Source organism: Pseudomonas sp. FA-1 (assembly GCF_056856075.1).
The window spans coordinates 91,184-116,960 of record NZ_JBWXTH010000004.1; the positions used below are offsets into that span (position 1 = coordinate 91,184).

21 protein-coding genes are annotated in these 25,777 nt (G+C 64.5%); 12 read left to right on the forward strand and 9 right to left on the reverse strand.

The annotated features are described in order from the left end of the window. Nucleotides 1–111: 111 nt before the first annotated feature. The 3 genes from AC1MHZ_RS09175 to AC1MHZ_RS09185 all read left to right on the forward strand — a co-directional run bounded on the left by AC1MHZ_RS09175 (nt 112) and on the right by AC1MHZ_RS09185 (nt 4,723). The gene (locus tag AC1MHZ_RS09175; protein ID WP_084855979.1) at nt 112–3,234 is read left to right on the forward strand and encodes a transglycosylase domain-containing protein; all 3,123 of its coding nucleotides are present in this window, start codon (nt 112–114) and stop codon (nt 3,232–3,234) included. A 197-nt stretch (nt 3,235–3,431) separates the two neighbouring features. Continuing rightward, nucleotides 3,432–3,965 carry a PadR family transcriptional regulator gene (locus AC1MHZ_RS09180; protein ID WP_084855977.1) on the forward strand — a complete coding sequence of 178 codons (534 nt, stop codon included), beginning with the start codon at nt 3,432–3,434 and terminating at the stop codon, nt 3,963–3,965. Next, nucleotides 3,962–4,723: a siderophore-interacting protein gene (locus tag AC1MHZ_RS09185; RefSeq protein ID WP_084855975.1), complete on the forward strand. Its 762-nt coding sequence runs from the start codon at nt 3,962–3,964 to the stop codon at nt 4,721–4,723. Before AC1MHZ_RS09180 ends, AC1MHZ_RS09185 begins: the two co-directional genes overlap by 4 nt. A gap of 61 nt (nt 4,724–4,784) precedes the next feature. Here the strand turns inward: AC1MHZ_RS09185 and AC1MHZ_RS09190 are convergent, their stop codons facing one another. Both AC1MHZ_RS09190 and AC1MHZ_RS09195 read right to left on the reverse strand, forming a co-directional pair. Next, nucleotides 4,785–5,426 (reverse strand): Pr6Pr family membrane protein, encoded by a 642-nt coding sequence (locus tag AC1MHZ_RS09190; RefSeq protein WP_084855973.1) that lies wholly within the window; start codon nt 5,424–5,426, stop codon nt 4,785–4,787. After that, a complete protein-coding gene (locus AC1MHZ_RS09195; RefSeq protein ID WP_084855971.1) occupies nt 5,427–5,648 on the reverse strand; it encodes a VF530 family protein in 222 nt (73 codons plus the stop codon). A 181-nt stretch (nt 5,649–5,829) separates the two neighbouring features. On the opposite strand from AC1MHZ_RS09195, the gene AC1MHZ_RS09200 reads away from it, so the two are divergent. From AC1MHZ_RS09200 to cmoB, 7 genes are all read left to right on the forward strand, one after another. Further along, the gene (locus AC1MHZ_RS09200) at nt 5,830–7,869 is read left to right on the forward strand and encodes a TonB-dependent receptor (RefSeq protein WP_482966284.1); all 2,040 of its coding nucleotides are present in this window, start codon (nt 5,830–5,832) and stop codon (nt 7,867–7,869) included. 323 nt (nt 7,870–8,192) lie between these two features. Then, the gene (locus AC1MHZ_RS09205) at nt 8,193–9,539 is read left to right on the forward strand and encodes a carbohydrate porin (protein WP_482966285.1); all 1,347 of its coding nucleotides are present in this window, start codon (nt 8,193–8,195) and stop codon (nt 9,537–9,539) included. A 30-nt stretch (nt 9,540–9,569) separates the two neighbouring features. After that, nucleotides 9,570–11,981: a glucose/quinate/shikimate family membrane-bound PQQ-dependent dehydrogenase gene (locus tag AC1MHZ_RS09210; protein WP_465001775.1), complete on the forward strand. Its 2,412-nt coding sequence runs from the start codon at nt 9,570–9,572 to the stop codon at nt 11,979–11,981. 234 nt (nt 11,982–12,215) lie between these two features. Continuing rightward, nucleotides 12,216–14,636: an endopeptidase La gene (gene lon, locus AC1MHZ_RS09215; protein ID WP_084855963.1), complete on the forward strand. Its 2,421-nt coding sequence runs from the start codon at nt 12,216–12,218 to the stop codon at nt 14,634–14,636. A gap of 217 nt (nt 14,637–14,853) precedes the next feature. Next, the gene (locus AC1MHZ_RS09220; RefSeq protein WP_084855962.1) at nt 14,854–15,246 is read left to right on the forward strand and encodes a protease inhibitor I42 family protein; all 393 of its coding nucleotides are present in this window, start codon (nt 14,854–14,856) and stop codon (nt 15,244–15,246) included. 88 nt (nt 15,247–15,334) lie between these two features. Then, on the forward strand, nt 15,335–16,078 hold the full coding sequence (cmoA, locus tag AC1MHZ_RS09225) for a carboxy-S-adenosyl-L-methionine synthase CmoA (protein ID WP_084855960.1): 744 nt from the start codon (nt 15,335–15,337) through the stop codon (nt 16,076–16,078). Further along, nucleotides 16,075–17,031, forward strand: coding sequence for a tRNA 5-methoxyuridine(34)/uridine 5-oxyacetic acid(34) synthase CmoB (gene cmoB, locus AC1MHZ_RS09230; protein WP_368829663.1), 957 nt, complete (start codon nt 16,075–16,077; stop codon nt 17,029–17,031). Before cmoA ends, cmoB begins: the two co-directional genes overlap by 4 nt. A gap of 98 nt (nt 17,032–17,129) precedes the next feature. Here the strand turns inward: cmoB and AC1MHZ_RS09235 are convergent, their stop codons facing one another. Further along, nucleotides 17,130–17,333: a DUF2790 domain-containing protein gene (locus AC1MHZ_RS09235; protein ID WP_084855957.1), complete on the reverse strand. Its 204-nt coding sequence runs from the start codon at nt 17,331–17,333 to the stop codon at nt 17,130–17,132. Between the two features lie 265 nt (nt 17,334–17,598). On the opposite strand from AC1MHZ_RS09235, the gene AC1MHZ_RS09240 reads away from it, so the two are divergent. Further along, nucleotides 17,599–18,273: a heavy metal response regulator transcription factor gene (locus tag AC1MHZ_RS09240; protein ID WP_084855955.1), complete on the forward strand. Its 675-nt coding sequence runs from the start codon at nt 17,599–17,601 to the stop codon at nt 18,271–18,273. Beyond that, nucleotides 18,270–19,652, forward strand: a complete 1,383-nt coding sequence (locus AC1MHZ_RS09245; protein ID WP_368829662.1) for a heavy metal sensor histidine kinase — start codon at nt 18,270–18,272, stop codon at nt 19,650–19,652. Before AC1MHZ_RS09240 ends, AC1MHZ_RS09245 begins: the two co-directional genes overlap by 4 nt. Before the next feature lie 55 nt (nt 19,653–19,707). Here AC1MHZ_RS09245 and pdxJ read toward each other — a convergent pair whose 3' ends face one another. The 6 genes from pdxJ to lepA form a co-directional block, all read right to left on the reverse strand. Next, a complete protein-coding gene (pdxJ, locus tag AC1MHZ_RS09250; RefSeq protein WP_411969630.1) occupies nt 19,708–20,430 on the reverse strand; it encodes a pyridoxine 5'-phosphate synthase in 723 nt (240 codons plus the stop codon). 62 nt (nt 20,431–20,492) lie between these two features. Beyond that, complete coding sequence (gene recO / locus AC1MHZ_RS09255) at nt 20,493–21,176, reverse strand: DNA repair protein RecO (protein WP_482966286.1); 684 nt, start codon at nt 21,174–21,176, stop codon at nt 20,493–20,495. A gap of 151 nt (nt 21,177–21,327) precedes the next feature. Further along, nucleotides 21,328–22,230 carry a GTPase Era gene (era, locus tag AC1MHZ_RS09260; protein WP_084855948.1) on the reverse strand — a complete coding sequence of 301 codons (903 nt, stop codon included), beginning with the start codon at nt 22,228–22,230 and terminating at the stop codon, nt 21,328–21,330. Then, the gene (gene rnc, locus AC1MHZ_RS09265; RefSeq protein ID WP_084855946.1) at nt 22,223–22,912 is read right to left on the reverse strand and encodes a ribonuclease III; all 690 of its coding nucleotides are present in this window, start codon (nt 22,910–22,912) and stop codon (nt 22,223–22,225) included. The genes era and rnc overlap by 8 nt, the downstream gene beginning before the upstream one ends. Before the next feature lie 164 nt (nt 22,913–23,076). Beyond that, nucleotides 23,077–23,931, reverse strand: a complete 855-nt coding sequence (lepB, locus tag AC1MHZ_RS09270; RefSeq protein ID WP_084855944.1) for a signal peptidase I — start codon at nt 23,929–23,931, stop codon at nt 23,077–23,079. A 5-nt stretch (nt 23,932–23,936) separates the two neighbouring features. Then, nucleotides 23,937–25,736: a translation elongation factor 4 gene (gene lepA, locus AC1MHZ_RS09275; RefSeq protein WP_084855941.1), complete on the reverse strand. Its 1,800-nt coding sequence runs from the start codon at nt 25,734–25,736 to the stop codon at nt 23,937–23,939. Between the last annotated feature and the right edge of the window lie 41 nt (nt 25,737–25,777).

The following is a 25,777-nucleotide window of genomic DNA, read 5'->3' on the forward strand; positions in this document are numbered from 1 at the left end:
CGTATATTCCTACCTAGGATTTCACTGCTTCTTACAAATTTTTCACCAAACCCTGCCAACGTCTAAGCTTCAGACAAAGCAAGACGAAAAAACTGGCCGGATTTGAAGACTATGGGCGCACTGTGGCAATCGGAACCAACCAGAACGGAAGCACCCGAGACACATCTGGCTGAGGCTCCATTGCCCAAGACTCCACGCCAGCGTCGGCTGTGGTGGCGGCTGATCGTGCTCATCGTGCTGCTGGCGATCATCGCAATAGGCTTTGCCGCCTATGACGAAATGCGCACCTCGAAACTGCAGGCGCGCGAATTCAGCCGGCTGGCCAGCACCCTTACCTACTCGCTCGAACCCGGCCCGAGCGACGCCATCGTGTATCCAGGGGATGGGCCCTTCGACAAACGCCTGGGCTACAGCGCACTGGGCGAATTCCTGCCGCGCCTGCTCAAGCGTGACTATCTGATCAGCGAGCAGGTGCGCTTCTCGCCGGCCTTGATGAACTATGTCGAGCACGGCCTGTTCGTGCCCTACGTGGAAAAGATCCAGACCGGCCTGTCGATCACCGACTGCCGGGGCGAGGACCTGTACCACTACAACTACCCTCAGCACCTGTACCCGGACTTCGCCTCGATCCCTCCGGTGGTGGTCAACAGCCTGCTGTTCATCGAGAACCGCGACCTGCTCAAGCCCGACGACCCGCATAACAACCCGGCGGTGGACTGGCCGCGCTTCGCCAAGGCCGCCTACAGCCAGGTCGCCAAGTACCTGGCCTTGCCCGGCCAGTCGGCCGGTGGCAGTACCCTGGCGACCCAACTGGAGAAATACCGCCATTCGCCGGACGGCCTGACCGTCTCCGGCGCCGAGAAGATCCGCCAGATGATTTCCGCCAGCGTGCGCGCCTACCTGGGCGGGCCGGACACCACCGAGGCACGGGAGCGCATCGCCCGCGACTACCTCAACAGCGTGCCGCTCTCGGCGGTGCCGGGCCACGGCGAAGTACATGGTATGGCCGAAGGCCTGCGGGTCTGGTACGGCGCCGACTTCGACCAGGTCAACCAGGTGCTCTCCTCCACCGCCACCGACCCTGAGAGCATGGCTGCCCGGGGTTTGGCGCTGCGCCAGGTTCTGTCGCTGATGATCGCCCAGCGCAGGCCCTCCCATTACCTGTCCAAGGGCCGGGTTGAGCTGGCCGAGCTCACCAATGCGCATATCCGCGTGCTGGCCGCCAACGGCGTGATCGACCGGCCCCTGGCCGATGCCGCGCTGGCCAGCAAGGCGGTGTATCGCGACTGGGTGGCCCAACCGACCATCGTTCCGATCATCACCAACAAGGGCATCAGCCTGGCCCGCAACCGCCTGGCGGCCATGCTCAACCGCCCGCTGTACGACCTGGACCGGCTCGACGTGTCCGCCACCAGCACCCTGCAGGCCGACTTGCAGATGCAGGTCAGCCAATACCTGAAGAACCTCTCCGACCCCGAGTTCGCCGCGCAGATGGGGCTGATCGGCGAACGCTTGCTGACCACCAAGACCACCGACCAGGTGCGCTACAGCTTCACCCTGTTCGAGCGCACCGCCGACGGCTCGCGGGTACGGGTACAGACCGACAGCACCGACCAGCCCTTCGACATCAACGAAGGCAGCAAGCTGGAGCTGGGCTCCACCGCCAAGCTGCGGGTACTGACCACCTACCTGGAGATCATCGCCGAGTTGCACGACAAGTACGCCGGCAAGCCCGTGGCCGAGCTGAAGAAAGTGCCGGTGGCCGAACTCGACCGTATCACCCAATGGTCGCTGGAATGGCTGATGCAGAACAGCAAGGACCAGAACCTCGACGCGATGCTCGATGCGGCCCTCGAGCGCAAGTACTCGGCCAACACCGGCGAAGCCTTCTTCACCGGCGGTGGCATGCACGTGTTCAACAACTTTCGCAAGGAAGACAACAGCCGCAATCCGACCCTCAAGGATGCCCTGCGCGAATCGATCAACCTGCCGTTCATACGCCTGATGCGCGACCTGGTGCGCTACGTCACCTACCAGCAGCCCTACAACCGCGAGCCACTGCTCAAGGACGACTCCGACCCACGCCGTCAGGAATACCTGGCGCGCTTCGCCGACAAGGAAGGCACCAACTACCTGATGCGTTTCTGGCGCAAGTACCAGCGCAAGACCTCCCAGCAGCGCCTGGACACCTTCCTCGACAGCATGCGCGTGACGCCGCAGCGCCTGGCCGCCGTGCACCGCTACCTGTTCCCCGAAGCGGGCCAGGAGACCTTCAACGCCTTCGTCCGCGCCCACAGCGCCAATGACAAGAAGGCCCTGGCCAAGCTCACCGACGGGCGCCTGTCGGAAATGTACGACGCCTACGGCCCGGGCAAGTACGACCTGCCGGACCAAGGCTACATCGCCAAGGTACACCCGCTGGACCTGTGGCTGCTGGGCTACCTGTTGAAGAATCCTGGCGCCTCGCTCACCGAGATGGTCAACGCCAGCCGCTTCGAGCGCCAGGAGGTCTACAGCTGGTTGTTCAAGAGCCGCCACAAGGGCGCCCGCGACAGCCGCATCCGCACCATGGTCGAGATCGAAGCCTTCCTGGACATCCACCAGCGCTGGAAGCGTGTGGGCTACCCGTTCGACCATCTGGTGCCGTCGCTGGCCACCGCCATTGGCAGCTCCGGCGACCGTCCGGCGGCCCTGGCCGAACTGGTGGGCATCATCCAGAACGATGGCGTGCGCCTGCCCACCTTGCGCATCGATACCCTGCATTTCGCGGCCAACACGCCCTACGAGACCAAGCTGATCAGCGACCCGGACCGTGGCCAGCGGATCCTCCCGGTGGCGGTGGCCCGGGCCCTCAAGGGGGCGATGTCCCAAGTGGTGGACGCCGGTACCGCACGGCGCATTTCCGGCAGCTTCAAGCTGCAAGACGGTACGTCGCTGGTCATGGGCGGCAAGACCGGCACCGGTGACAACCGCATCGAAAGCTTCGGTGCAGGCGGCCGGCTGATCGGCTCACGCTCGCTTAACCGCACCGCCACCTTCGTGTTCTTCCTGGGCGAGAACCACTTCGGCACCCTTACCGCCTTCGTCCCGGGCCGCACGGCAGAAGCCTTCACCTTCACCTCGGCCCTGCCGGTGCAGGTCCTCAAAGGCATGGCACCGATTCTCATGCCTTACCTGGAACCAGGCAGCGCCACCGAGTGCAAGGCACCGCAGCTGGCAGCTCGTGTGCAATAAACAGGGGCCGCTTCGCGCCCCATCGCCGGCAAGCCGGCTCCCACCAGTCCGGTGCTGCTGGTGTAGACACCCCTGAGCCGGCGATTGGGTCGGATCTATCAAAAATACTGATGAGAATTATCCGCATTTAGAGCCTTGTGCTGAGATATATCTTGAGTAATATCTTGCGATATATCTAAACCCGAAGGCACCCGCCAATGCGTGACCACGACCCCTTCGAGCGCCGCCCCAGCCGCGGCGAACGCGGCCCCCGGGTATTCGCCCCCGGCGATCTCAGGCTGCTCATGCTGTCGATGCTGGCCGAGCAACCAGGTCATGGCTATGACCTCATCCGCCAGATCGAAAGCCTCTTCGACGGCAGCTACACCCCCAGCCCTGGCGTCATCTACCCCACCCTGAACTACCTGGAAGAGGCCGAATTGATCACAGGCCACGTGCAGGGCAGCAAGCGCCTCTATGCCATCACCGAGGCTGGCCGCCGGGCCTTGGCCGACCAGGCCGTGGCGCTCGATGGCGTACGCATGCGCATCGAGGTGAGCAAACGCGCCCTGCGCGGCCACGACCGCCCGCCTGAAATCCACGAGGCGGTAGGCAATCTGCGCCATGCCCTGCACATGCACAGCGGGCACTGGAGCAACGAAGAAATCGAGCGCGTGCGCAAACTGCTCAACGATACGGCCAAGGCCATCGCCTCCGGCCCGGATGAACCTGTCATGGAGAACACCCCATGAGCGACACCATTGTTCGCGTCAACCACGAAATCCGCCAACGCCGCCTGCAGGTCCTGCGGGTCATCGACCTGACTCCGCGCATGCGCCGCATCACCCTCGCAGGCCCGGAACTGCAAGGTTTCACCAGCCTCGGCAGCGACGATCACATCAAGCTGCTGTTCGCCCGAAACCCGGACGAACAACGGGCCATCGACGCCCGGACCCTCGGCCGTGACGGCGGCGCCCGCCCGACCATGCGCGAATACACGCCACGGCGCATCGACCTGGCGGCCAACGAACTGGACATCGATTTCGTGCTGCACGGCGACGGCCCCGCCTCGACCTGGGCCGCCCAGGCCACCCCCGGCCAGACCCTGGATATAGCAGGCCCACGCGCCTCGATGGTGGTGCCGGACATCTTCGACAGCTACCTGCTGATCGGCGACGAAACCGCCCTGCCCGCTATCGGCCGGCGCCTGGAGGAATTACCTGCCGGCCGCCAGGCGCTGGTGCTGGTCCAGGTCGAGAACGAGCAGGAGCGCCAGTCGTTGCCGAGCAAGGCGCAGGTCGAGGTGATCTGGGTCCACCGGCATGAGCAAGACCTGCTGGCCCTGGTGAAAACCCTGGCACTACCGCAAGGTGCGCTGTACACCTGGGTCGCGCTGGAGAAGACCCTCACCCGCCAGGCCAAGGCGCTGTTGCTGGAGAAGGGCGTGCGTGAAGATGCGCTGAAAGCGGCAGCCTACTGGCGCCTGGACGGCAGTGCCGACGACGAATGAAGAATGCCGTCGGTGCGGTTCTGTAGAAATGGGCTCGCCCCACGATGGGGCCAGCGCCGCCTCAACAGGCTCGCGCCAAACGCCGCCCCTGCCACCGATCCAGCCCGATCAACACCAACCCGATCCCCCAGAAGCCGACCAGCACCCCAAGGGCATTGAGCATCACCTGCCCATAGCCAAGGCTGGTCACGTCGATGAACGGGTAGGCGTACACGCCGATTTCACTTCCCCGCCACAAGGCATAGGCAAAATACAGCGCTGGGTACAGGCTCCACGCCGCCAGGTGCCACAACCGCAGGCTGCCCTTTGGCACCCTGCACCACCAGTACAGCACGCACAACAGCGGCATTACATCGTGCAGCAGTTCATCGGCCAGCCATTGCCAGCCCTGGGGCTGCCACAGGTGGCGCAGCAACACGCTGTAGGCCAGCGCCACCAGCACGATGCTCGCAGTGATACCCGAGCCCACCATGGGCGACAGGAAGAACCGCCGCGCGCCTGATGCCCGGCCGAACGCCGCGTAGCTGAGCAGCGTGGCAACCAGGGTGTTGGTCAGGACGGTGAAATAACCAAAGACATTGATCAGCCCGCCGACCAGGCTGGCCTGCTCCTGCCAACGCGCCCAGAGCACCAGATAGACCTGTATGGCAAGGCCGCTCCAGCCCAGCAATGCGCTCAAGCTCAGCCAGGGATGTCGCCGCATTCAGCTCGCCCGTTGCAACTTCACGTAGAGCTGCTCGACCTTTTCCCGGGCCCATGGCGTCTTGCGCAGGAACGTCAGGCTCGACTTGATGCTCGGGTCGCTCTTGAAGCAACGGATATCGATGCGCGCGGCCAGGCCCTGCCATTGGTAGTGGGCAACCAGCTCGGTAAGGATCTGCTCCAGGGTCTTGCCATGCAGCGCGTTGTGTTGGGCCGTGCCCATGGTTGTGCTCCAGCGGGTAAAGATGCGCACCTTACACGAGTGTAGTGGGCCGGTGGGCTACCGAGCACTGCTGCGTTGCGTGGCGAGCCGAAAACCGCTGGCCAGAGGGAAACGGTTTGTGCTGGAATAGTGATGTTATATTGTAACAACTGTCATTTCTGCCAAGGAACGCCACAGTCCCATGCTGTACATCCCGCTGCGTCTTTCTCCCCTTGCCGTTGCCCTCTGGCTCGCCTCCACGCCCGGCCAGGCGGCGGAGCTCGAACCCCAGGTCATCACCGCGAACCCGCTGGGCAATCGTGAACTCGCCACGCCCACTACCGTCCTCGAAGGCGACGCCTTGCTTCAACAGCAACAAGGCAGCCTCGGCGAAACCCTCAACAAGCAGCCCGGCGTCGCCTCCACCTGGTTCGGCCCTGGCGCCAGCCGTCCGGTGATCCGCGGCCTGGATGGCGACCGCATCCGCATCCTGCGCAACGGCGTCGGCGCCCTGGATGCCTCGTCCCTCTCCTACGACCATGCCGTGCCGCTGGACCCTGTGAACGTGGAGCGCATCGAGATCATCCGTGGCCCGGCCGCCCTGCTGTACGGCGGCAATGCTATCGGTGGGGTGGTCAATACCTTCGACAACCGCATCCCCGACGCACCCATCGAGGGCCTGCACGGGGCCGGCGAGCTACGCTACGGCGGCGCCGACACCACCCGCAGCAGTGCCGGCAAGCTCGAGGCGGGCAATGGCGCCTTCGCCCTGCACCTGGACGCCAACAGCCGCCAGTTCAACGATCTGCGCATTCCCGGGTACGCTCGCAGTTCCAAGGTGCGCGATATCGACGAGCCCGGCAGCCGGCACCGCCTGGAAAACAGCGATGGGCGCCAGGATGGTGGCGCGATCGGCGGCGCCTACCACTGGGACCACGGCTATACCGGCCTGTCCTACAGCCGCTATGACAGCAATTACGGCTCGGTTGCCGAACCGGGCGTACGCCTGGACATGCAGCAGGACCACTACGGTTTCGCCTCCGAGCTACGCGACCTGGACGGCCCGTTCAGTTCGGTCAAGTTCGATGCCGGCTACACCGACTACCAGCACCGCGAGATCGAAAGCGGCGAAGTCCACACCACCTTCAAGAACAAAGGCTACGAAGCCCGCCTCGAAGCCCGTCACCAGCCGCTCGGGCCATTCGAGGGGGTGATTGGCGCCCAGGTCAGCCGCAACGAATTCTCCGCCTTGGGCGAGGAAGCGTTCGTTCCGCACACCGATACCGACAGCCTGGCGCTGTTCCTGCTGGAGCAGTGGCAAGCCAGCGAACGCCTGGCTCTGAGCCTCGGCGCACGCCTGGAACATACACGGGTCGACCCCGATGCCAAGGGCAACGAAACGTTCATCGGCACCGACAGCACTGCCAGCTTCAACGCCGCCAGCCTGTCCTCGGGCGCGGTGTACCAGCTCGACCCGGTCTGGTCGCTGGCCGCAAGCCTCGGCTATACCGAGCGTGCGCCGACCTTCTACGAGCTGTACGCCAATGGCGCCCATGTCGCCACGGGCGCCTATGAAGTGGGTGACCCGAACCTGGACAAGGAAAAGGCTCTCTCCACCGACCTGGCCCTGCGCTTCGACAATGGCACGCATAAGGGCAGTGTCGGCGTGTTCTATAGTCATTTCCGCAACTACATCGGCCTGATCGGCACGGGCAACCTGCGCGAAGGTCATGACCATGACCACGAGGGACACGACCATGAACATGACCATGGCGAGCTGCCCGAGTACCTGTACCAGGGCGTGCGGGCCCGCTTCTACGGCATCGAGGCCCAGGACCGCTGGCAACTGCTCGAGAACCGCTACGGCAGCTTCGCCCTGGAACTGTCCGGCGACTACACCCGCGCCAAGAACCTCGACAGCGGCGAAGCGCTGCCGCGCATCGCACCGCTACGCCTGAACACCGGGTTGGTCTGGGAACGGGACCGCTGGCAGGCACGGGTGGACGTGCAACATGCCGCTTCGCAGCATCGCAAGCCCGCCAACGAGACCAGCACCGATGGCTACACCACCCTGGGCGCCAGCTTGGGTTACCGCTTCGACATCGGCCAGAGCCAATGGCTGGCCTTCGTACGCGGCGAGAACCTGACCGACCAGACAGTACGCTATGCCAGTTCGATCCTGCGGGACGTGGCGCCGGCGGCCGGGCGCAGTGTGCAGGTGGGGTTGCGCACCTCGTTCTGACGTTGTGCTGCCCCTGTGGAGCGGCCTTGTGCCGCGATCGAGGGCGAAGCCCTTGCCAGGCGACGACGATATCAGGTCGGGCCTGATCGCGGGACAAGCCCGCTCCTACAGGGACTACCTGCACTCAGCTCGGTGCCGTACTGTTACTCCCCAAGCAACAATCCACTGCGACATTTTGTCTTTTTTTCTTACAAGTTCCCCTATATCCTCCACGCCGCACGCTGAAACGCTTCATCCCTGAACCTTGCAGCCGTTTCCATCGAAGGGCCCGTCCGTTCGATGCGATTGCCGTTGCCCAATAATCAAAAAGATAGCGCTATCTCATGTTCCAACTGCCCAATATCCGCTTCTCGAGCCTTGCCCTCGCCACCCTCCTCTGTGGCCTGCCCTCCACCAGCGGCGCCCATGAAATGTTCGCCAGCGACTCGCCCTGGATGCTCGGCGACTGGAACGGGACCCGCAGCGAACTGCTGGAAAAAGGCTACGACTTCACCTTCGGCTACACCGGCGAAATGGGCAGCAACCTGCATGGCGGCTACGACCATGACCGCACCGCGCGCTACAGCGACCAGTTCACCTTCGGTAGCCACCTGGACCTGGAGAAGATCCTCGGCTGGCACGACACCGAATTCCAGCTGACCATCACCGAACGCCACGGCCAGAACATCAGCAACGACCGCATCAACGACCCGCGTGTCGGCGGTTTCACCTCGGCCCAGGAAGTCTGGGGACGCGGCGAAACCTGGCGCCTGACCCAGCTGTGGATCAAGCAGAAGTACTTCGATGGCGCTCTGGATGTGAAATTCGGCCGCTTCGGCGAAGGCGAGGACTTCAACAGCTTCCCCTGCGACTTCCAGAACCTGGCGTTCTGCGGCTCCCAGGTGGGCAACTGGGTGGGCGGCATCTGGTACAACTGGCCGGTCAGCCAGTGGGCACTGCGGGTGCGCTACAACCTCAACGACGAGCTCTACGCCCAGGTCGGCGTGTTCGAGCAGAACCCCTCGAACCTGGAGTCGGGCAACGGCTTCAAGCTCAGCGGCAGCGGCACCCAAGGCGCCGTCATGCCGATCGAACTGGTATGGAGCCCACGGGTCAATGGACTTAAAGGGGAATATCGCGCCGGCTACTACTACAGTAATGCCAAGGCACAGGATGTTCTGAAGGACAGCGATGACCAGCCAGCAGCCCTGAGCGGCCAGGCCTACCGCAGCAGCTCGAGCAAGCATGGCTTCTGGCTCGGCGCGCAGCAGCAGGTGACCTCGCTGGCTTCCGACCAGTCCCGCGGCCTGAACCTCTTTGCCAATGCCACGATGCACGACAAGAAGACCAATGCCATCGATAACTATGTTCAGGCAGGTGTGGTGTACAAAGGGCCTTTCGATGCCCGCGCCAAGGACGACATCGGCTTCGCCCTCGCCCGCGTGCACGTCAACCCCGGTTACCGCAAGAATGCCCGCCTCATCAACCAGGCCGCGGGCCTGGACGACTACGACAATCCCGGCTACCTGCCCGTGCAGGACACCGAATACAGCGCCGAACTCTACTACGGCATCCACCTTGCCGACTGGCTCACCGTACGCCCCAACCTGCAGTACATCCGTCATCCGGGCGGTGTGTCGCAGGTCGACGCCGCCCTGATCGGCGGCCTGAAGATCCAGAGCAGTTTCTAACCCCACCCTTCGACCTACGGAGAACATACGATGAGCACTGACGGTGCCAAGAATGGAACCCGCTGGCTACCGCGCCTTCTGGGCGTGCTGCTGTTGCTGATGGGCCTGGCCCTGCTGGCCGGTGGCATCAAGCTGAGCCAGCTGGGAGGTTCCCTGTACTACCTGATCGCCGGCATTGGCTTTGCCTTGTCCGGTATCCTCCTGCTGGCCATGCGCCGCATCGCCCTGGGCCTGTACGGCCTGGTGCTGCTGGGCAGCACCGCCTGGGCCCTGTGGGAAGTGGGCCTGGACTGGTGGCAACTGGTGCCGCGCCTGGCCATCTGGTTCGCCATCGGCGTGCTGCTGCTGCTGCCCTGGGCCCGTCGCCCGTTGGTCGGTCCTTCCTCCAAGGTCAACACAGCCCTGTTGAGCGTCGCGGTCGTCGCGTCCGGCGCCAGCGCCCTGGGCAGCCAGTTCACCCACCCGGGCGAAGTGTTCGGCGAACTGGGCCGCGAGAGCAGCGAGATGGCCAGCGCCGCACCGGCCATGCCGGACGGTGAGTGGCAGGCCTACGGCCGTACCGAACACGGCGACCGCTATTCGCCGCTGCGCCAGATCACCCCGCAGAACGCTTACCGCCTGGAAGAGGCCTGGCGTATACGCACAGGCGACCTGCCGACGGAAAACGACCCGGTGGAGCTGACCAACCAGAACACACCGCTGAAGGTCAATGGCAAGCTCTACGCCTGCACCGCCCACAGCAAGCTGCTGGCCCTGGACCCGGACACCGGCGCTGAGATCTGGCGCTACGACCCGCAGGTCAAGAGCCCGGTCGGCACCTTCAAGGGCTTCGCCCACATGACCTGCCGCGGCGTCTCCTACTACGACGAGAACCGCTATGTCAGCCGTGACGGCAGCCCCGCGCCGAAGATCTCCGAGGCCGGCCAGGCCGTGGCCCAGGCCTGCCCGCGTCGCCTCTACCTGCCCACCGCCGATGCGCGCCTGATCGCCATCAACGCCGACACCGGCAAGGTCTGCGAAGGCTTCGCCAACCAGGGCGTGATCGACCTGACCCGCGGCATCGGCCCGTTCACCGCCGGTGGCTACTACTCCACCTCGCCCGCAGCGATCACCCGTGACCTGGTGATCATCGGCGGCCACGTGACCGACAACGAGTCGACCAACGAGCCGTCCGGCGTCATCCGCGCCTACGATGTGCACGACGGGCGCCTGGTGTGGAACTGGGACAGCAACAACCCGGACGACACCGCGCCCCTGGCCGACGGCAAGATGTACAGCCGCAACTCGGCCAACATGTGGTCGATCGCCAGCGTCGACGAAGAGCTGGGCATGATCTACCTGCCGCTGGGCAACCAGACCCCCGACCAGTGGGGTGCAGACCGCACCCCAGGCGCCGAGAAGTACAGCGCCGGCATCGTCGCCCTGGACCTGGCTACCGGCAAGGCGCGCTGGAACTACCAGTTCACTCACCACGACCTGTGGGACATGGACGTGGGCAGCCAACCGACCCTGGTGCACCTGAAGACCGACGACGGCGTCAAGCCGGCGGTCATCGTGCCTACCAAGCAAGGCAGCCTGTATGTGCTCGATCGCCGCGACGGCACCCCGATCGTGCCAATCCGCGAGATCCCGGTACCCCAGGGCGCAGTGAAAGGCGACCGCACCTCGCCGACCCAGGCCCGCTCGGACCTCAACCTGCTCGGCCCTGAGCTGACCGAACAGGCCATGTGGGGCGCCACGCCGTTCGACCAGATGCTGTGCCGCATCCAGTTCCGCGAACTGCGCTACGAAGGTCAGTACACCCCGCCGTCCGAGCAGGGCTCGCTGGTCTACCCAGGCAACGTCGGTGTGTTCAACTGGGGCAGCGTCTCGGTCGACCCGGTGCGCCAGCTGCTGTTCACCTCGCCGAACTACATGGCCTTCGTCTCGAAGATGGTGCCGCGTGAGAAAGTCGCCGCCGGCAGCAAGCGCGAGAGCGAGACCAGCGGCGTGCAGCCGAACACCGGTGCGCCGTACGCGGTGATCATGCACCCGTTCATGTCGCCGCTGGGCGTGCCTTGCCAGGCGCCGGCCTGGGGCTATGTGGCCGCCATCGACCTGTTCACCAACAAGGTCGTGTGGAAGCACAAGAACGGCACCACCCGCGACAGCACCCCAGTACCGATCGGCCTGCCCGTGGGCGTACCGAGCATGGGCGGCTCGATCGTCACCGCAGGTGGCGTGGCTTTCCTCAGCGGCACCCTGGACCAGTACCTGCGTGCCTATGACGTGAACAATGGCAAGGAACTGTGGAAAGGCCGCCTGCCGGCCGGCGGCCAAGCCACACCGATGACCTACACCGGCAAGGATGGCAAGCAGTACGTGCTGGTCACCGCTGGCGGCCATGGTTCGCTGGGCACCAAGATGGGTGACTACATCATTGCCTACAAGTTGGCCGAGTAACGTTCCCGAGCCCCGCCTGCGGGGCTCATTGGCCTGAACCGCCTCATCGCCGGCAAGCCGGCTCCCACCTGTCCTGCGCTGTTTTCAGAAACACCGCCATACCTGTGGGAGCCAGCTTGCCGGCGATGAGGCTCGTGCAGGTCACGCACGGATGAAACCCTCCCTCTCGTCTACCATTGAAACCTGCCAACCACCGCCCCATCTAAGCACCATAGTCATTCACGCAGGTGCCCCATGAGCGACCAGCAGGATCTTCCGGACCACCCAGACGAACACGAAACAGTCGAACACCTCGAAGCCAAGGCCACACCTGGCCACCACCTCGCCCTGCCCGGCCAGCAACTGCCGGACAAGGTCTACGTGATCCCGATTCACAACCGCCCGTTCTTCCCGGCCCAGGTCCTGCCGGTGATCGTCAACGAAGAACCCTGGGCGGAAACCCTCGACCTGGTGGCCAAGACGCCACACCATGCCCTGGCGCTGTTCTTCATGGACGAGCCCGCCGAAGACCACCGCCATTTCGACACCTCGGCCCTGCCGCAGTACGGCACCCTGGTCAAGGTCCACCATGCCAGCCGCGAGAACGGCAAGCTGCAGTTCGTCGCCCAGGGCCTGACCCGGGTGCGCATCCGCACCTGGCTCAAGCACCATCGCCCGCCCTACCTGGTGGAGGTGGACTATCCGCGCCAACCGGCCGAGCCCACCGACGAAGTGAAGGCCTACGGCATGGCCCTGATCAACGCGATCAAGGAGCTGCTGCCGCTCAACCCGCTGTACAGCGAAGAGCTGAAGAACTACCTCAACCGCTTCAGCCCCAACGACCCGTCGCCCTTGACTGACTTCGCCGCGGCGCTGACCTCCGCCACCGGTTCGCAGTTGCAGGAAGTGCTCGACTGCGTGCCGATGCTCAAGCGCATGGAGAAAGTCCTGCCGATGCTGCGCAAGGAGGTCGAGGTCGCACGCCTGCAGAACGAGATCTCCGCCGAGGTCAACCGACAGATCGGCGAGCACCAGCGCGAGTTCTTCCTCAAGGAACAGCTCAAGGTCATCCAGCAGGAGCTGGGCCTGACCAAGGACGACCGCAGCGCCGACCTCGAGCAGTTCCAGCAACGCCTGGAAGGCAAGACCCTGCCGGAGCAGGCGAAAAAACGGATCGACGAAGAGATGGGCAAGCTGGCGATCCTCGAGACCGGCTCGCCCGAATACGCCGTCACCCGCAACTACCTGGACTGGGCCACCGCCCTGCCCTGGGGCGTGTACGGCCAGGACAAGCTCGACCTCAAGCACGCGCGCAAGGTCCTCGACCAGCATCATGCCGGCCTCGACGACATCAAGGAGCGTATCCTCGAATTCCTCGCCGTCGGAGCCTGGAAGGGTGAGATCAGCGGTTCCATCGTGCTACTGGTGGGCCCGCCCGGGGTGGGCAAGACCAGTATCGGCAAGTCCATCGCCGAGAGCCTCGGCCGGCCGTTCTACCGCTTCAGCGTCGGCGGCATGCGCGACGAGGCAGAGATCAAGGGACACCGGCGCACCTACATCGGTGCCCAGCCAGGCAAGCTGGTGCAAGCGCTGAAGGACGTCGAGGTGATGAACCCGGTGATCATGCTCGACGAGATCGACAAGATGGGCCAAAGCTACCAGGGCGACCCGGCCTCTGCCTTGCTCGAGACCCTCGACCCCGAGCAGAACGTCGACTTCCTCGACCACTACCTGGACCTGCGCCTGGATCTGTCCAAGGTCCTGTTCGTGTGCACCGCCAACACCCTGGATTCGATCCCCGGCCCCCTGCTCGACCGCATGGAAGTGATCCGCCTCTCCGGCTACATCACCGAGGAGAAACTGGCGATCGCCAAACGTCACCTGTGGCCCAAGCAACTGGACAAGGCCGGCGTGGCCAAGAGCAGCCTGAGCATCAGCGACAGCGCCCTGCGCACGGTCATCGAGGGCTACGCCCGCGAGGCCGGTGTCCGCCAGCTGGAAAAACAGCTGGGCAAGCTGGTGCGCAAAGCGGTGGTCAAGCTTCTGGAGAACCCCGACGCCAAGCTCAAGATCGGCACCAAGGACCTGGAGCCGGCCCTGGGCATACCGGTGTTCCGCAGCGAGCAGGTGCTGGCCGGCAAGGGCGTGATCACAGGCCTGGCCTGGACCAGCATGGGCGGGGCCACCTTGCCGATCGAGGCCACCCGTATCCATACCCTCAACCGTGGCTTCAAGCTCACCGGCAAGCTGGGCGATGTGATGAAGGAATCCGCCGAAATCGCCTACAGCTACGTCAGCTCCAACCTCAAGCAGTACGGGGGCGACCCGAGCTTCTTCAACGAAGCCTTCATCCACCTGCACGTACCCGAGGGCGCCACGCCCAAGGATGGCCCCAGCGCCGGCATCACCATGGCCAGCGCCCTGCTGTCCCTGGCCCGCGACCAGGCGCCGAAGAAAGGCGTGGCCATGACCGGCGAGCTGACGCTGACCGGGCAGGTACTGCCGATCGGTGGCGTGCGCGAGAAGGTGATCGCGGCACGCCGGCAGAAGATCTTCGAGCTGATCCTGCCGGAAGCCAACCGCGGTGACTTCGAAGAACTGCCCGACTACCTGCGCGAAGGGTTGACGGTGCATTTCGCCAAGCGCTTCGCCGACGTGGCGAAGGTATTGTTCTGATGCTGTAAAACGCCCATCGCCGGCAAGCCGGCTCCCACCTGTCCTGCGCTGCTTTCAGAGACACCGCTATACCTGTGGGAGCCGGCTTGCCGGCGATTGGGCCAGCCTCAGCGCTGGCCATATGTGTGGGGCTTGTCCCGCGAGCGGGCCGGCCAGGCAACACAAAACGCCACCCGGTTCGGTTATCCTCAGGCCATCGCCAGCCTACGGAGCCACCATGACCACCTTTCGTCTGCTCGCCCCCCTGGGCCTCGCCCTGCTCACCGCCTGCGCCCAGCACCCTACGCACACCGTCGAACTGGACGCCGAGAGCGAATGTCCCCAACACCTTCAGGTCGGCCAGAACCTGACCCTGACCCTACCCAGCAACCCCAGCACCGGGTACCGCTGGCTGGTGCAGAACCCTGCACCGGAGGTCCTGCAAGGCATGGGGCCGGAGGTCTACAACACCCCTGAGGAGGCCGGTATCGTCGGCAGTGCCGGGACATCCACCTGGCGCTTCCAGGCCAAGGCCAGCGGCGAGGGGCACCTGATCCTGGTCTACCAGCAGCCCTGGGCGCCGGAAGTACGGCCGGTGCAAACCTTCGACTGCGCGATCCAGGTGCAATAACGGCTGTTTCCGATCAGTCGGTCATGCATCCGCGTCACGGTTTGGCTAAAATGCCCGCCCTTCATATCGCCAGCCAGCCGGACCCACCGTGAGCAAAGAACCCGACCGCCTTTTCGCCCAGCCCCTGGAGCAGGTGCCAGACTTCGTCTTCAACGAGGATGTGGTGCGCGTGTTCCCGGACATGATCAAGCGCTCGGTGCCCGGTTACCCGACCATCGTCGAAAACCTCGGCGTGCTCGCCGCCCGCTTCGCCCAGCCGAACACCGCTCTGTACGACCTGGGCGCTTCGCTGGGGGCAGTGACCCAATCGCTGCGCCGCCATGTGCGCAACGATGGCTGCCGGGTCATCGCGGTGGACAACTCCGCGGCCATGGTCGAACGCTGCCGCCAGTACCTGACTGCACAGGACTCGATGTTCCAGGAACTGCTGCCGGTGCAGGTGCTCGAGGCGGATATCCTCACCCTGCCCCTGGAACCGGCCTCGGTGGTGGCGATGAACTTCACCCTGCAATTCATCGCGCCCGAGCGACGCCTGCAACTGCTCGGCCGTATCCGCCAGGCCCTGCTGCCCGGCGGCGCGCTGATCCTTTCCGAGAAGCTGCGCTTCGAGGACGACCAGGAGCAGACGCTGCTCAACGAACTGCACCTGGACTTCAAGCGGGCCAATGGCTACAGCGAACTGGAAATCGCCCAGAAGCGCAGCGCCATCGAGAACGTGATGAAACCCGACACCCTGCAAACCCACACGCAGCGCCTGCGCGACGCGGGGTTCTCCAAGGTCGTCCCCTGGTTCCAATGCCTCAACTTCGCTTCACTGATTGCCCTGCCATGATCGATCTCTCTCCCCTCGTCCGCCGCCTGGCGGGAACCCCGCTTGCCGCTTGGTCCCAAGGCCTGCAGGCACAACTGCAGGCCAAGCTGGAAAAAGGCCACGGTGACCTCGACCGCTGGCGCGGCGCCCTGGAGGCCCTGCCGCAGTTGACGCCGAGCGAGATCGACCTGGCCAACGGCCTGCGCCTGGACTGCGCCTGCGACCAGGCCACCCGTACCCGCATGCATGACGCTCTGATGGGCCTGTCGCCGTGGCGCAAGGGGCCGTTCGACCTGTTCGGCGTGCACGTGGACACCGAATGGCGCTCGGACTGGAAGTGGTCGCGGGTCAGCCCGCACCTGGACCTCAAGGGCAAGCGCGTGCTCGATGTCGGCTGCGGCAACGGCTACTACCAGTGGCGCATGCTCGGTGCCGGTGCCGACATGGTGATCGGCGTCGACCCGAACTGGCTGTTCTTCTGCCAGTTCCAGGCGGTGCAGAAATACCTGCCCGACCTGCCCGCCTGGCACTTGCCGTTCGCCCTGGAAGAGCTGCCGGCGAACCTGGAAGGCTTCGACACCGTCTTTTCCATGGGGGTGTTCTATCACCGACGCTCGCCCATCGAGCACCTGCTGGCGCTCAAGGACTGCCTGGTCAAGGGCGGCGAGCTGGTACTGGAGACCTTGGTGATCGAGGGTGACGAACACCAGGTGCTGGTGCCCGAGGACCGTTACGCGCAGATGCGCAATGTCTGGTTCCTGCCGTCGGTGCCGGCGCTGGAGCGCTGGCTGCGCCGGGCCGGGTTCAGCGATGTGCGCTGCGTGGATGTCAGCGTCACCAGCGTGCAGGAGCAGCGCAGTACCGACTGGATGCGCTACCAGTCGCTGGAGCACTTCCTCGACCCGAACGACCATAGCCGCACGGTCGAAGGCCTACCGGCGCCGCGCCGCGCTACCTTGCTGGCACGCAAATAAAAAGGGCGTCCCGTCAGCCATTGCGCGTTCATAGCAGCGGCTCTCGGAACGCCAAACACACCTTCGACAGCGGAGCACCTGCGAAGGCGACGACACCGTCAATCCTTGGCCAGCTCGCGGGTCTTCTCCTGCGCCTTGCGCTCCCGCGCGACCACCGCTCGCTCCTTGTCGCCATGGACACGCTGCTGGTCTTGCCGGAACGCTTCCCAGAACTGGCGGGAACGCTCAGCACCGCCTTCGGCCAGCGCCACAGTGCTGCCCAGGGTGAGTACGGCGAGCAACAGATACTTGGTCAGGTTCATCGTGTTTGCCTCGTGTGATAGCCATTCATGGAGCCATCCTAGCGAGGCACAGCTAACGCCAAGGTGAGGCGGACATTACAGTGCTGCAAGGCTTGCCCCCTCGCACGGCCCTCGAAAGGCACCGGCCTATCGCCAGGATGACCGCTGCATTACAAATCCGTTATCCGCGGCCCCTCGCCATTCGCATGCCGTAACATCCCTGCCCTTGACCCTGATCCTGCTACAGGGTCGAGAATCGCCGCCTTTCACCACACGAGCCCTGCCCATGCGCCTACTGATCATCGAAGACGAGTTGCGTACCGCCGATTACCTGCAACAAGGCCTGCGCGAGAACGGCTACGTGGTCGACTGTGCCCACACCGGGATCGATGGCCTGCACCTGGCCCGGCAGCAGCCCTACGACCTGGTGATCCTCGACGTCAACCTGCCGGAACTCGACGGCTGGAGCGTGCTGCAACGCCTGCGGGCCGAGTCGTCCACGCGCATCATGATGCTCACGGCTCACGGTCGCCTGGCCGATCGGGTCCGGGGGCTGGACCTGGGCGCCGACGACTACTTGCTCAAGCCGTTCGAGTTTCCCGAACTGCTGGCACGTATCCGCACCCTGTTGCGGCGCAACGACCAACACCTGCAACCGAGCACACTGCGCGTTGCCGACCTGGAGCTGGACCCCGGCCGCCACCGCGCCTTCCGTGCCGGCCGGCGTATCGACCTCACCGCCAAGGAGTTCGCCCTGTTGCACCTGTTGATGCGCCAGAGCGGCGAAGTCCTGTCGCGCACACAGATCATCTCGCTGGTCTGGGACATGAACTTCGACTGCGACACCAATGTCGTGGAAGTGTCGATCCGGCGCCTGCGGGCGAAGATCGACGACCCGTTCGAAGACAAGCTGATCCACACCCTGCGCGGTGTCGGCTATGTGCTCGAGGCTCGTCCGTGAAGCAGGCAAGCCTGTCCCTGCGCCTGGGCCTGTCGGTGACCCTCATGGGCGCCGCGCTGGTGTTGCTACTGGCTTGCCTGGCCGTATTCGCCCTGGACCATGAACTGGACAGCCGAGCACGCAAGGACCTGACGCGCAAGATGCTGCAGGTCGAGCACAACCTGCGCGTGGACCTGCGCAACGAAGACCTGGGCCGGCGTGCCCATCCCTTGCTCGACCTGGTCATGGGCCATGACAACCTGAGCCTGAGCGTGCTGGCCCTGAACGGTCGCCACCCTTTGCTGTTGAGCCTGGGCCCAGCCTTGGCGGCCCAGGCGAGCCAGCTGCCAGTCGAATCACGACTGACCTTCCATGCCTGGGCCGACAGCGCCGGCAACCAGTTCCTCACGGCCACCCGACTGATGCGCCTGCGCGACGACACGCCCGTGCGGGTGATGATGTCGCTCAACCGCGCCGACGACAGCGCCCTGCTCCAGGCCTACCTGCACTCGACCCTGCTCGCCTTGCCGCTGCTGCTGCTGCTGATCGGCTTCAGTGCCTGGAAGCTGGTTCAACGCGGCCTGCGCCCGTTGCGCCACTTCCGCCGCGTCGCCGGCCGGGTGTCGGCCCAGGAGCTGGAGCATCGTCTGCCCGACAGCGACCTGCCCCATGAACTGGCCGAGCTGGCCAGGGCCATCAATGTCATGCTCGACCGCCTGGACCAGGGCGTCAGCCAGCTGTCCCAGTTTTCCGATGACCTGGCCCACGAATTGCGCACACCTATCAGCAACCTGATGGGCAAGGCCCAGGTCACCCTGGCCCGCGAGCGCGACGCCCCTCGTTACCGGGAGGCCCTGGAGGAAAGCGTCGAAGAACTGACCCGGCTCAACCGCATCATCAACGACATGCTCTTCCTCGCCCAGGCCAGCCAGCCGCAGGCTCAGCTCTCCCAGGTGCCGCTGGCACTGGCCGAGGAAGCCGGGCGAGTCGTCGAACTGTTCGCCTACAGTGCCGAGCTCAAGGGGGTCGAACTGCGCTTGCGAGGCTGGGGCACGGCACTTGGGGACCGGCTGATGTTCCAGCGGGCACTGTCCAACCTGCTGAGCAATGCCATCCGACACAGCCCGGAGAACCAAGTGGTGGAGGTAGCGATCGAGCGTCGAGGCGACGAAATCAGGCTGGCGGTGGAAAACCAGGGGCCGGGCATTGCCCAGGCACACCTGCCGCACCTGTTCGAACGTTTCTATCGGGCAGGGAGTGGGCGCTCCCGGCAGGAGGGCGGAACAGGCCTGGGGCTGGCGATCGTGAAGTCGATCATGCAGTTGCATGGAGGGCGGGTCGAGGTCAGCAGCCAGAGCCAGGGGCCGACGCGGTTCGCCTTGGTGTTTCGGGCAGAATGATGTTTGCCGTCTGGCCTGATCGCTGGGCAAGCCCGCGATCAGGCCGTGCGAAAAATCAGCGGGAAGCCGCTACGATCAACGCCTTCATCTCCGCCACCGCCGCCTTGAAGCCGACGAACAGGGCATGGGCCACCAGCGCATGGCCGATGTTCAGTTCGTTGATGCCCTTGATCGCCGCCACCGCCTCGACGTTGTGGTAGTGAAGGCCGTGGCCGGCATTGACGATCAGCCCCTGTCCCACGCCAAAGGCCACGCCATCGACGATACGCTGCAGCTCGTCGGCCACTTCGGTCGGCGTCTGGGCATCAGCGTAACGGCCGGTGTGCAGTTCGACCGCAGGTGCGCCGACGCGACGCGAGGCCTCGATCTGGCGCTCGTCCGGGTCGATGAACAGGGAAACCTCGGCCCCCGTACGCGCCAGACGCTCTACGGCAGCCTTGATCCGCGCCTCCTGGCCGGCGACATCCAGGCCGCCTTCGGTGGTGAGCTCCTGGCGGGTTTCCGGCACCAGGCAAATGTGCGCCGGGCGGATTTTCTCGGCGAAGGCCATCATCTCTTCGGTGACGCCCATTTCGAAGTTCATGCGCGTCTGCAGCACGTCCTTGAGCAACAGCACATCGCGCTCCTGGATGTGCCGGCGGTCTTCACGCAGATGCACGGTGATGCCATCGGCCCCCGCCTCCTCGGCATCCAGCGCGGCCTTGACCGGGTCCGGGTAACGGGTGCCCCGGGCTTGGCGCAGGGTCGCCACGTGGTCGATGTTGACGCCGAGAAGCATGCGGTTGCTATGAGTCACGAAAGGGCTCTCCTGAAGTGTGAGCCCCACAGCATACGATGTGCTCAGCGCTTGCGAAACAGTTCCCGACTCACCAGGGGCTTGGGGCCCAGATGCACCGCCAGGGCCTGGCGCATGAGGCGCTTGGCCGCCAGCAAGGCGCCAGGCGCCGCCCAGTCGGCCTGGCCCAGTGCCAGCAACTCGGCTCCGGTGAACAACCCAGGCTGCGCCAGGTACACCCGCTCCAGGCCCGCATCCACCTGCAAGCGGTACAGCCCAGTGCTTTCGATCCGGTCGTCGTTGATGTCGTGGTCCAGGGCGAAGGCATACCCCAGTTCGTCCAGCAGGCGCCACTCGAAGGCACGCAGCAGTGGTTCCAGCGCGCGGCCAGCGGCCAGGGCCTGGAGCGTCAGGGTGTAGTGTTCGAACAAGCCAGGGTGCGGGGCCTCGGCCGGCAGCAGGCGCATCAGCAACTCATTGAGATAGAGCCCGCTGAACAGGGCATCGCCATGCAACCAGCCGGCAATGCCGATACTGTCGAGGCGGCCGACGTTCTTCAGCTCGCCGCGTCCGCGCAGCTCCACCTCCAGCTCCACGAACGGGCGTACCAGGCTGCCACCCTTGCCCCGGGCACGGCGCAGCACCGCCCGCACGCGCCCCTGCGGCGTGAAGAAGTCCACCAGCGCACTGGTTTCCTTGTAGGCACGGCTATGCAGCACGTAGGCCGGCTGGCCGACTGGTTGTTCCATGGAAATCACTCGCCCCGGTTCGGCACATGCCCCTGTAGGAGCGGCCTTGTGCCGCGAAAGGGCTGCGAAGCGGCCCCATGTTCAAGGGCCGTTCTGCGGCCCTTTCGCGGCACAAGGCCGCTCCTACAAGGGGCGTGGCCGGCCTGTGGCGTTACAGGTCGCCGTAGCCCAGCGAGCGCAAGGCGCGCTCGTCGTCGGACCAGCCGCCCTTGACCTTGACCCAGAGGTTGAGCATGACCTTGGCGTCGAACAGCAGCTCCATGTCCTTGCGCGCCTCGGAACCGATGCGCTTGATGCGCTCGCCCTTGTCGCCAATGATGATTTTCTTCTGCCCGTCACGCTCGACCAGAATCAGCGCGTGGATGTGCAGCACATGGCCCTGCTGCTTGAACTCTTCGATTTCCACGGTGATCTGGTACGGCAGCTCCGCCCCGAGTTGGCGCATGATCTTCTCGCGGACCAACTCAGCGGCGAGGAAGCGGCTGCTGCGGTCGGTGATCTGGTCTTCCGGGAAGAAGTGCTCGTTCTCCGGCAGGTGCTTGGCGATCAGCGCCTCGAGGGCCTCGAGGTTGTGCCCCTGCTGGGCGGAGATCGGCACGATCTCGGCGTTCGGCAGTTGCTGCTGCAGCCATTGCAGGTGCGGGATCAGTTCGGCCTTTTCTTCCATGCGGTCGGTTTTGTTGACTGCCAGGATCACCGGACCGGTGACGTACTGGACCCGCTCGAGCACCAGCTGGTCCTCATCGGTCCAGCGGGTACGGTCGACCACGAAGATGACCACGTCGACGTCCTTCAGGGCCGCCGAGGCGTTGCGGTTCATGTAGCGGTTCAGGGCCTTGTCGTTGGCCTTGTGCATGCCGGGGGTGTCGACGTAGATCGCCTGCACGTCACCCTCGGTCTTGATGCCGAGCATGTTGTGGCGGGTGGTCTGCGGCTTGCGCGAGGTGATTGCCAGCTTCTGGCCGAGGATATGGTTGAGCAGGGTCGATTTGCCCACGTTGGGGCGGCCGACGATGGCCACGTAGCCGCAGCGGGTCGGGTTGCTATCAGTCATTGCCATTCTCCACGCCCAGGGCGATCAATGCGGCGGCGGCGGCGACCTGCTCGGCGATACGCCGGCTCACGCCCTGGCCACGGCTCTTGTTGTTCAGCAGCACCACCTCGCATTCGACGAAGAAGGTGCGGCAGTGCGGTTCGCCCTGGATGTCCACCACTTCGTAGCGTGGCAGTTCGCAGGCACGCGACTGCAGGAACTCCTGCAGGCGGGTCTTGGGGTCTTTGTTGGTATCGACCAGGGTCAGGCCGTCGAACTCACCGGCCAGCCAGGCCAGGATGCGCTCACGCGCTGCCGCCATATCGGCGTCCAGGTAGATCGCACCGATCAATGCCTCCAGGGCATCGGCCAGGATCGACTCACGGCGAAAGCCGCCGCTCTTGAGCTCACCCGAGCCCAGGCGCAGGTACTCGCCCAGGTCGAAGCCACGGGCCAGGCGGGCCAGGGTCTCGCCCTTGACCAGGCGTGCGCGCAATCGCGACAGCTGGCCTTCCCGGGCCTGGGGGAAACGCTCGAACAGCGCTTCGCCGACCACGAAGTTGAGGATGGCATCGCCCAGAAACTCCAGGCGTTCGTTATTGCGCCCGGCATAGCTGCGATGGGTCAAGGCCAGCAGCATCTGGTCCTGGTTCTTGAAGGTATAGCCGAGCTTGCGCTCCAGGCGAGCAAGGGAAGCACTCATGGGGCCACCCGTGGGTTGTTCAACGCGTTGTTCAAATCAACATCCTGAAAGACTGTTTGGCTGTGGTCCGCCACCTTGTGGGCGGCAGAATCTCTCGATCCCTGAGAACACAGCCTATGTCAGAAATGCATTCGGCGCTGTCTGCCAGACAGCGCCGTTGGGTATCAATGGATCAGGCCGACCCGCGACAGGTTGGGGAAGTGGCTGAGCTTAGGCTCCGGCCAGCTCATCCAGACCGCGAAGGCCTTGCCGACGATGTTCCGATCCGGAACCATGCCGTGCAGTTCCTTCGGAATGTTCGGATCGTCCCAGTAACGGCTGTCGTTGGAGTTGTCGCGGTTGTCGCCCATCATGAAGTAATGGCCGGCGGGCACGGTCCATTGCTGGTCCGGCGGCATGCGGTAACGGCTCATCTCCTTGCGGATCAGGTGCTCGGCCTCGCCCAGCTTCTCCTTGTACAGCTGGGCGCTGCCCAGGGTACCCGGCTCGGCGCCGACCAGTTGCTCGGCTACCGGCTGGCCATTGACATACAGGCGCTTGTCGCTGGTGTAGCGAACCTGGTCGCCCGGCAGGCCGACCACGCGCTTGATGTAGTTGACGTTCGGGTCGCTGGGGTAGCGGAACACCATCACGTCGCCCCGCTGCGGGTCACCGATCTCGATGACCTTCTTGTCGATCACCGGCAGGCGAATGCCATAGGAGAACTTGTTCACCAGGATGAAATCGCCCACTTCCAGGGTGGGTTTCATCGACCCCGAAGGGATCTGGAACGGCTCGACCAGGAACGAGCGCAGCACCAGCACGATGAACAGCACCGGGAAGAACGACTTGCCGTACTCGACCAGCAACGGCTCCTTGTTCAGGCGCTCGAGCACGGCCATCTCGGGCTGGCTGACGCTGCCCTGGTAGTTGGCGACCGCCGCTCGCCGGCGCGGGGCCAGGAACAGCAGGTCGATCAGACCCAACAGGCCGCAGACGGCAACGGCGATGACGAGCAACAGCGGGAAATTTAGCGACATAGGACCTAGCTATCCAACCTGAGCACGGCGAGGAAGGCTTCCTGTGGGATTTCCACATTGCCGACCTGTTTCATGCGTTTCTTACCGGCCTTCTGCTTCTCCAGCAGCTTCTTCTTACGGCTGACGTCACCGCCATAGCATTTAGCCAGTACGTTCTTTCTGAGTGCCTTGACGGTGGTACGCGCCACGATCTGGCCGCCGATGGCTGCCTGGATCGCCACGTCGAACATCTGCCGAGGGATCAGTTCCTTCATCTTTTCAGTCAGCGCACGGCCCTTGTAGTGGGCGTTGTCGCGGTGAACGATCAGCGCCAGGGCATCGACCTTGTCGCCGTTGATCAACACGTCCAGCTTGACCAGGTTGGCCGACTGGTAGCGATCGAAATGATAGTCCAGCGACGCGTAGCCACGGCTGGTCGACTTCAGCTTGTCGAAGAAGTCCAGCACCACTTCGTTCATTGGCAGGTCGTAGCGCACCTGCACCTGGCTGCCGAGGAACTGCATGTCGCGCTGCACGCCACGCTTCTCGATGCACAGGGTGATGACGTTGCCCAGGTGCTCCTGGGGCACGAGGATGGTGGCGGTGACGATCGGCTCGCGGAACTCCTGCACGGCAGAGACGTCCGGCAGCTTGGACGGGTTGTCGACGTAGATGGTCTCGCCGGTCTTGAGCACCAGCTCGTAGATCACGCTCGGCGCGGTGGTGATCAGATCCAGGTCGTATTCGCGCTCCAGGCGCTCCTGGATGATCTCCATGTGCAGCATGCCGAGGAAGCCGCAACGGAAGCCGAAGCCCAGGGCGTCGGAGCTTTCCGGCAGGTATTGCAGCGAGGAGTCGTTCAGGGTGAGCTTCGACAATGCGTCGCGGAAGTCCTCGAAATCGTCGGAGCTGACCGGGAACAGGCCGGCGTATACCTGCGGCTGGATCTTCTTGAAGCCGGGCAGCACTTCGACCTCGGGGGTCGAGGACAGGGTCAGGGTGTCACCGACCGGGGCACCATGGATGTCCTTGATGCTGGCGATGATGAAGCCCACTTCACCGGCCTTGAGGTCAGCGGTCTGGGTGTGCTTGGGGGTGAAGACACCGACGCTGTCGACCAGGTGCACCTTGCCGGTGGACTTGACCAGGATCTTGTCGCCTTTCTTGACCCGGCCGTGGCGTACACGCACCAGGGAGACGACACCCAGATAGTTGTCGAACCAGGAATCGATGATCAGCGCCTGCAGGGGGGCATCGATCTCGCCCTCGGGGGCAGGGATGGTCTGCACCAGGCGCTCGAGCACCTCGTCCACGCCCATGCCGCTCTTGGCACTGCAGGCCACGGCGTCGGTGGCGTCGATGCCGATGATCTTCTCGATCTCGTCCTTGACGCGGTCCGGGTCGGCCTGGGGCAGGTCCATCTTGTTCAGCACCGGCATGACCTCCAGGCCCTGCTCGATGGCGGTGTAGCAGTTGGCCACGGACTGGGCTTCGACACCCTGGCCGGCGTCCACCACCAGCAGTGCGCCCTCGCAGGCCGCCAGGGAACGGCTGACCTCATAGGTGAAGTCGACATGGCCGGGGGTATCGATGAAGTTCAGCTGGTAGATCTTGCCGTCCTGGGCCTTGTAGTGCAGCGTGACGCTGTGGGCCTTGATGGTGATACCGCGCTCGCGCTCGAGGTCCATGGAATCGAGGACCTGGGCTTCCATTTCGCGCGCAGTCAGGCCACCGCACATCTGGATGAAACGGTCGGCCAGCGTCGACTTGCCATGGTCGATGTGGGCGATGATGGAGAAATTGCGGATATGACTCAAATCACTCACGGGTCAACACTCGAAAAGGCTGCGAGCCGGACGCCCGCCGA

Excerpts from the sequence above, each read along its gene's own strand:
- AC1MHZ_RS09175 (WP_084855979.1), top strand. The coding sequence starts at position 112 with ATGGGCGCACTGTGGCAATCGGAACCAACCAGAACGGAAGCACCCGAG.
- AC1MHZ_RS09180 (WP_084855977.1), top strand. The coding sequence starts at position 3,432 with ATGCGTGACCACGACCCCTTCGAGCGCCGCCCCAGCCGCGGCGAACGC.
- AC1MHZ_RS09185 (WP_084855975.1), top strand. The coding sequence starts at position 3,962 with ATGAGCGACACCATTGTTCGCGTCAACCACGAAATCCGCCAACGCCGC.
- AC1MHZ_RS09190 (WP_084855973.1), bottom strand. The coding sequence starts at position 5,426 with ATGCGGCGACATCCCTGGCTGAGCTTGAGCGCATTGCTGGGCTGGAGC.
- AC1MHZ_RS09195 (WP_084855971.1), bottom strand. The coding sequence starts at position 5,648 with ATGGGCACGGCCCAACACAACGCGCTGCATGGCAAGACCCTGGAGCAG.
- AC1MHZ_RS09200 (WP_482966284.1), top strand. The coding sequence starts at position 5,830 with ATGCTGTACATCCCGCTGCGTCTTTCTCCCCTTGCCGTTGCCCTCTGG.
- AC1MHZ_RS09205 (WP_482966285.1), top strand. The coding sequence starts at position 8,193 with ATGTTCCAACTGCCCAATATCCGCTTCTCGAGCCTTGCCCTCGCCACC.
- AC1MHZ_RS09210 (WP_465001775.1), top strand. The coding sequence starts at position 9,570 with ATGAGCACTGACGGTGCCAAGAATGGAACCCGCTGGCTACCGCGCCTT.
- lon (WP_084855963.1), top strand. The coding sequence starts at position 12,216 with ATGAGCGACCAGCAGGATCTTCCGGACCACCCAGACGAACACGAAACA.
- AC1MHZ_RS09220 (WP_084855962.1), top strand. The coding sequence starts at position 14,854 with ATGACCACCTTTCGTCTGCTCGCCCCCCTGGGCCTCGCCCTGCTCACC.
- cmoB (WP_368829663.1), top strand. The coding sequence starts at position 16,075 with ATGATCGATCTCTCTCCCCTCGTCCGCCGCCTGGCGGGAACCCCGCTT.
- AC1MHZ_RS09235 (WP_084855957.1), bottom strand. The coding sequence starts at position 17,333 with ATGAACCTGACCAAGTATCTGTTGCTCGCCGTACTCACCCTGGGCAGC.
- AC1MHZ_RS09240 (WP_084855955.1), top strand. The coding sequence starts at position 17,599 with ATGCGCCTACTGATCATCGAAGACGAGTTGCGTACCGCCGATTACCTG.
- pdxJ (WP_411969630.1), bottom strand. The coding sequence starts at position 20,430 with ATGCTTCTCGGCGTCAACATCGACCACGTGGCGACCCTGCGCCAAGCC.
- recO (WP_482966286.1), bottom strand. The coding sequence starts at position 21,176 with ATGGAACAACCAGTCGGCCAGCCGGCCTACGTGCTGCATAGCCGTGCC.
- era (WP_084855948.1), bottom strand. The coding sequence starts at position 22,230 with ATGACTGATAGCAACCCGACCCGCTGCGGCTACGTGGCCATCGTCGGC.
- rnc (WP_084855946.1), bottom strand. The coding sequence starts at position 22,912 with ATGAGTGCTTCCCTTGCTCGCCTGGAGCGCAAGCTCGGCTATACCTTC.
- lepB (WP_084855944.1), bottom strand. The coding sequence starts at position 23,931 with ATGTCGCTAAATTTCCCGCTGTTGCTCGTCATCGCCGTTGCCGTCTGC.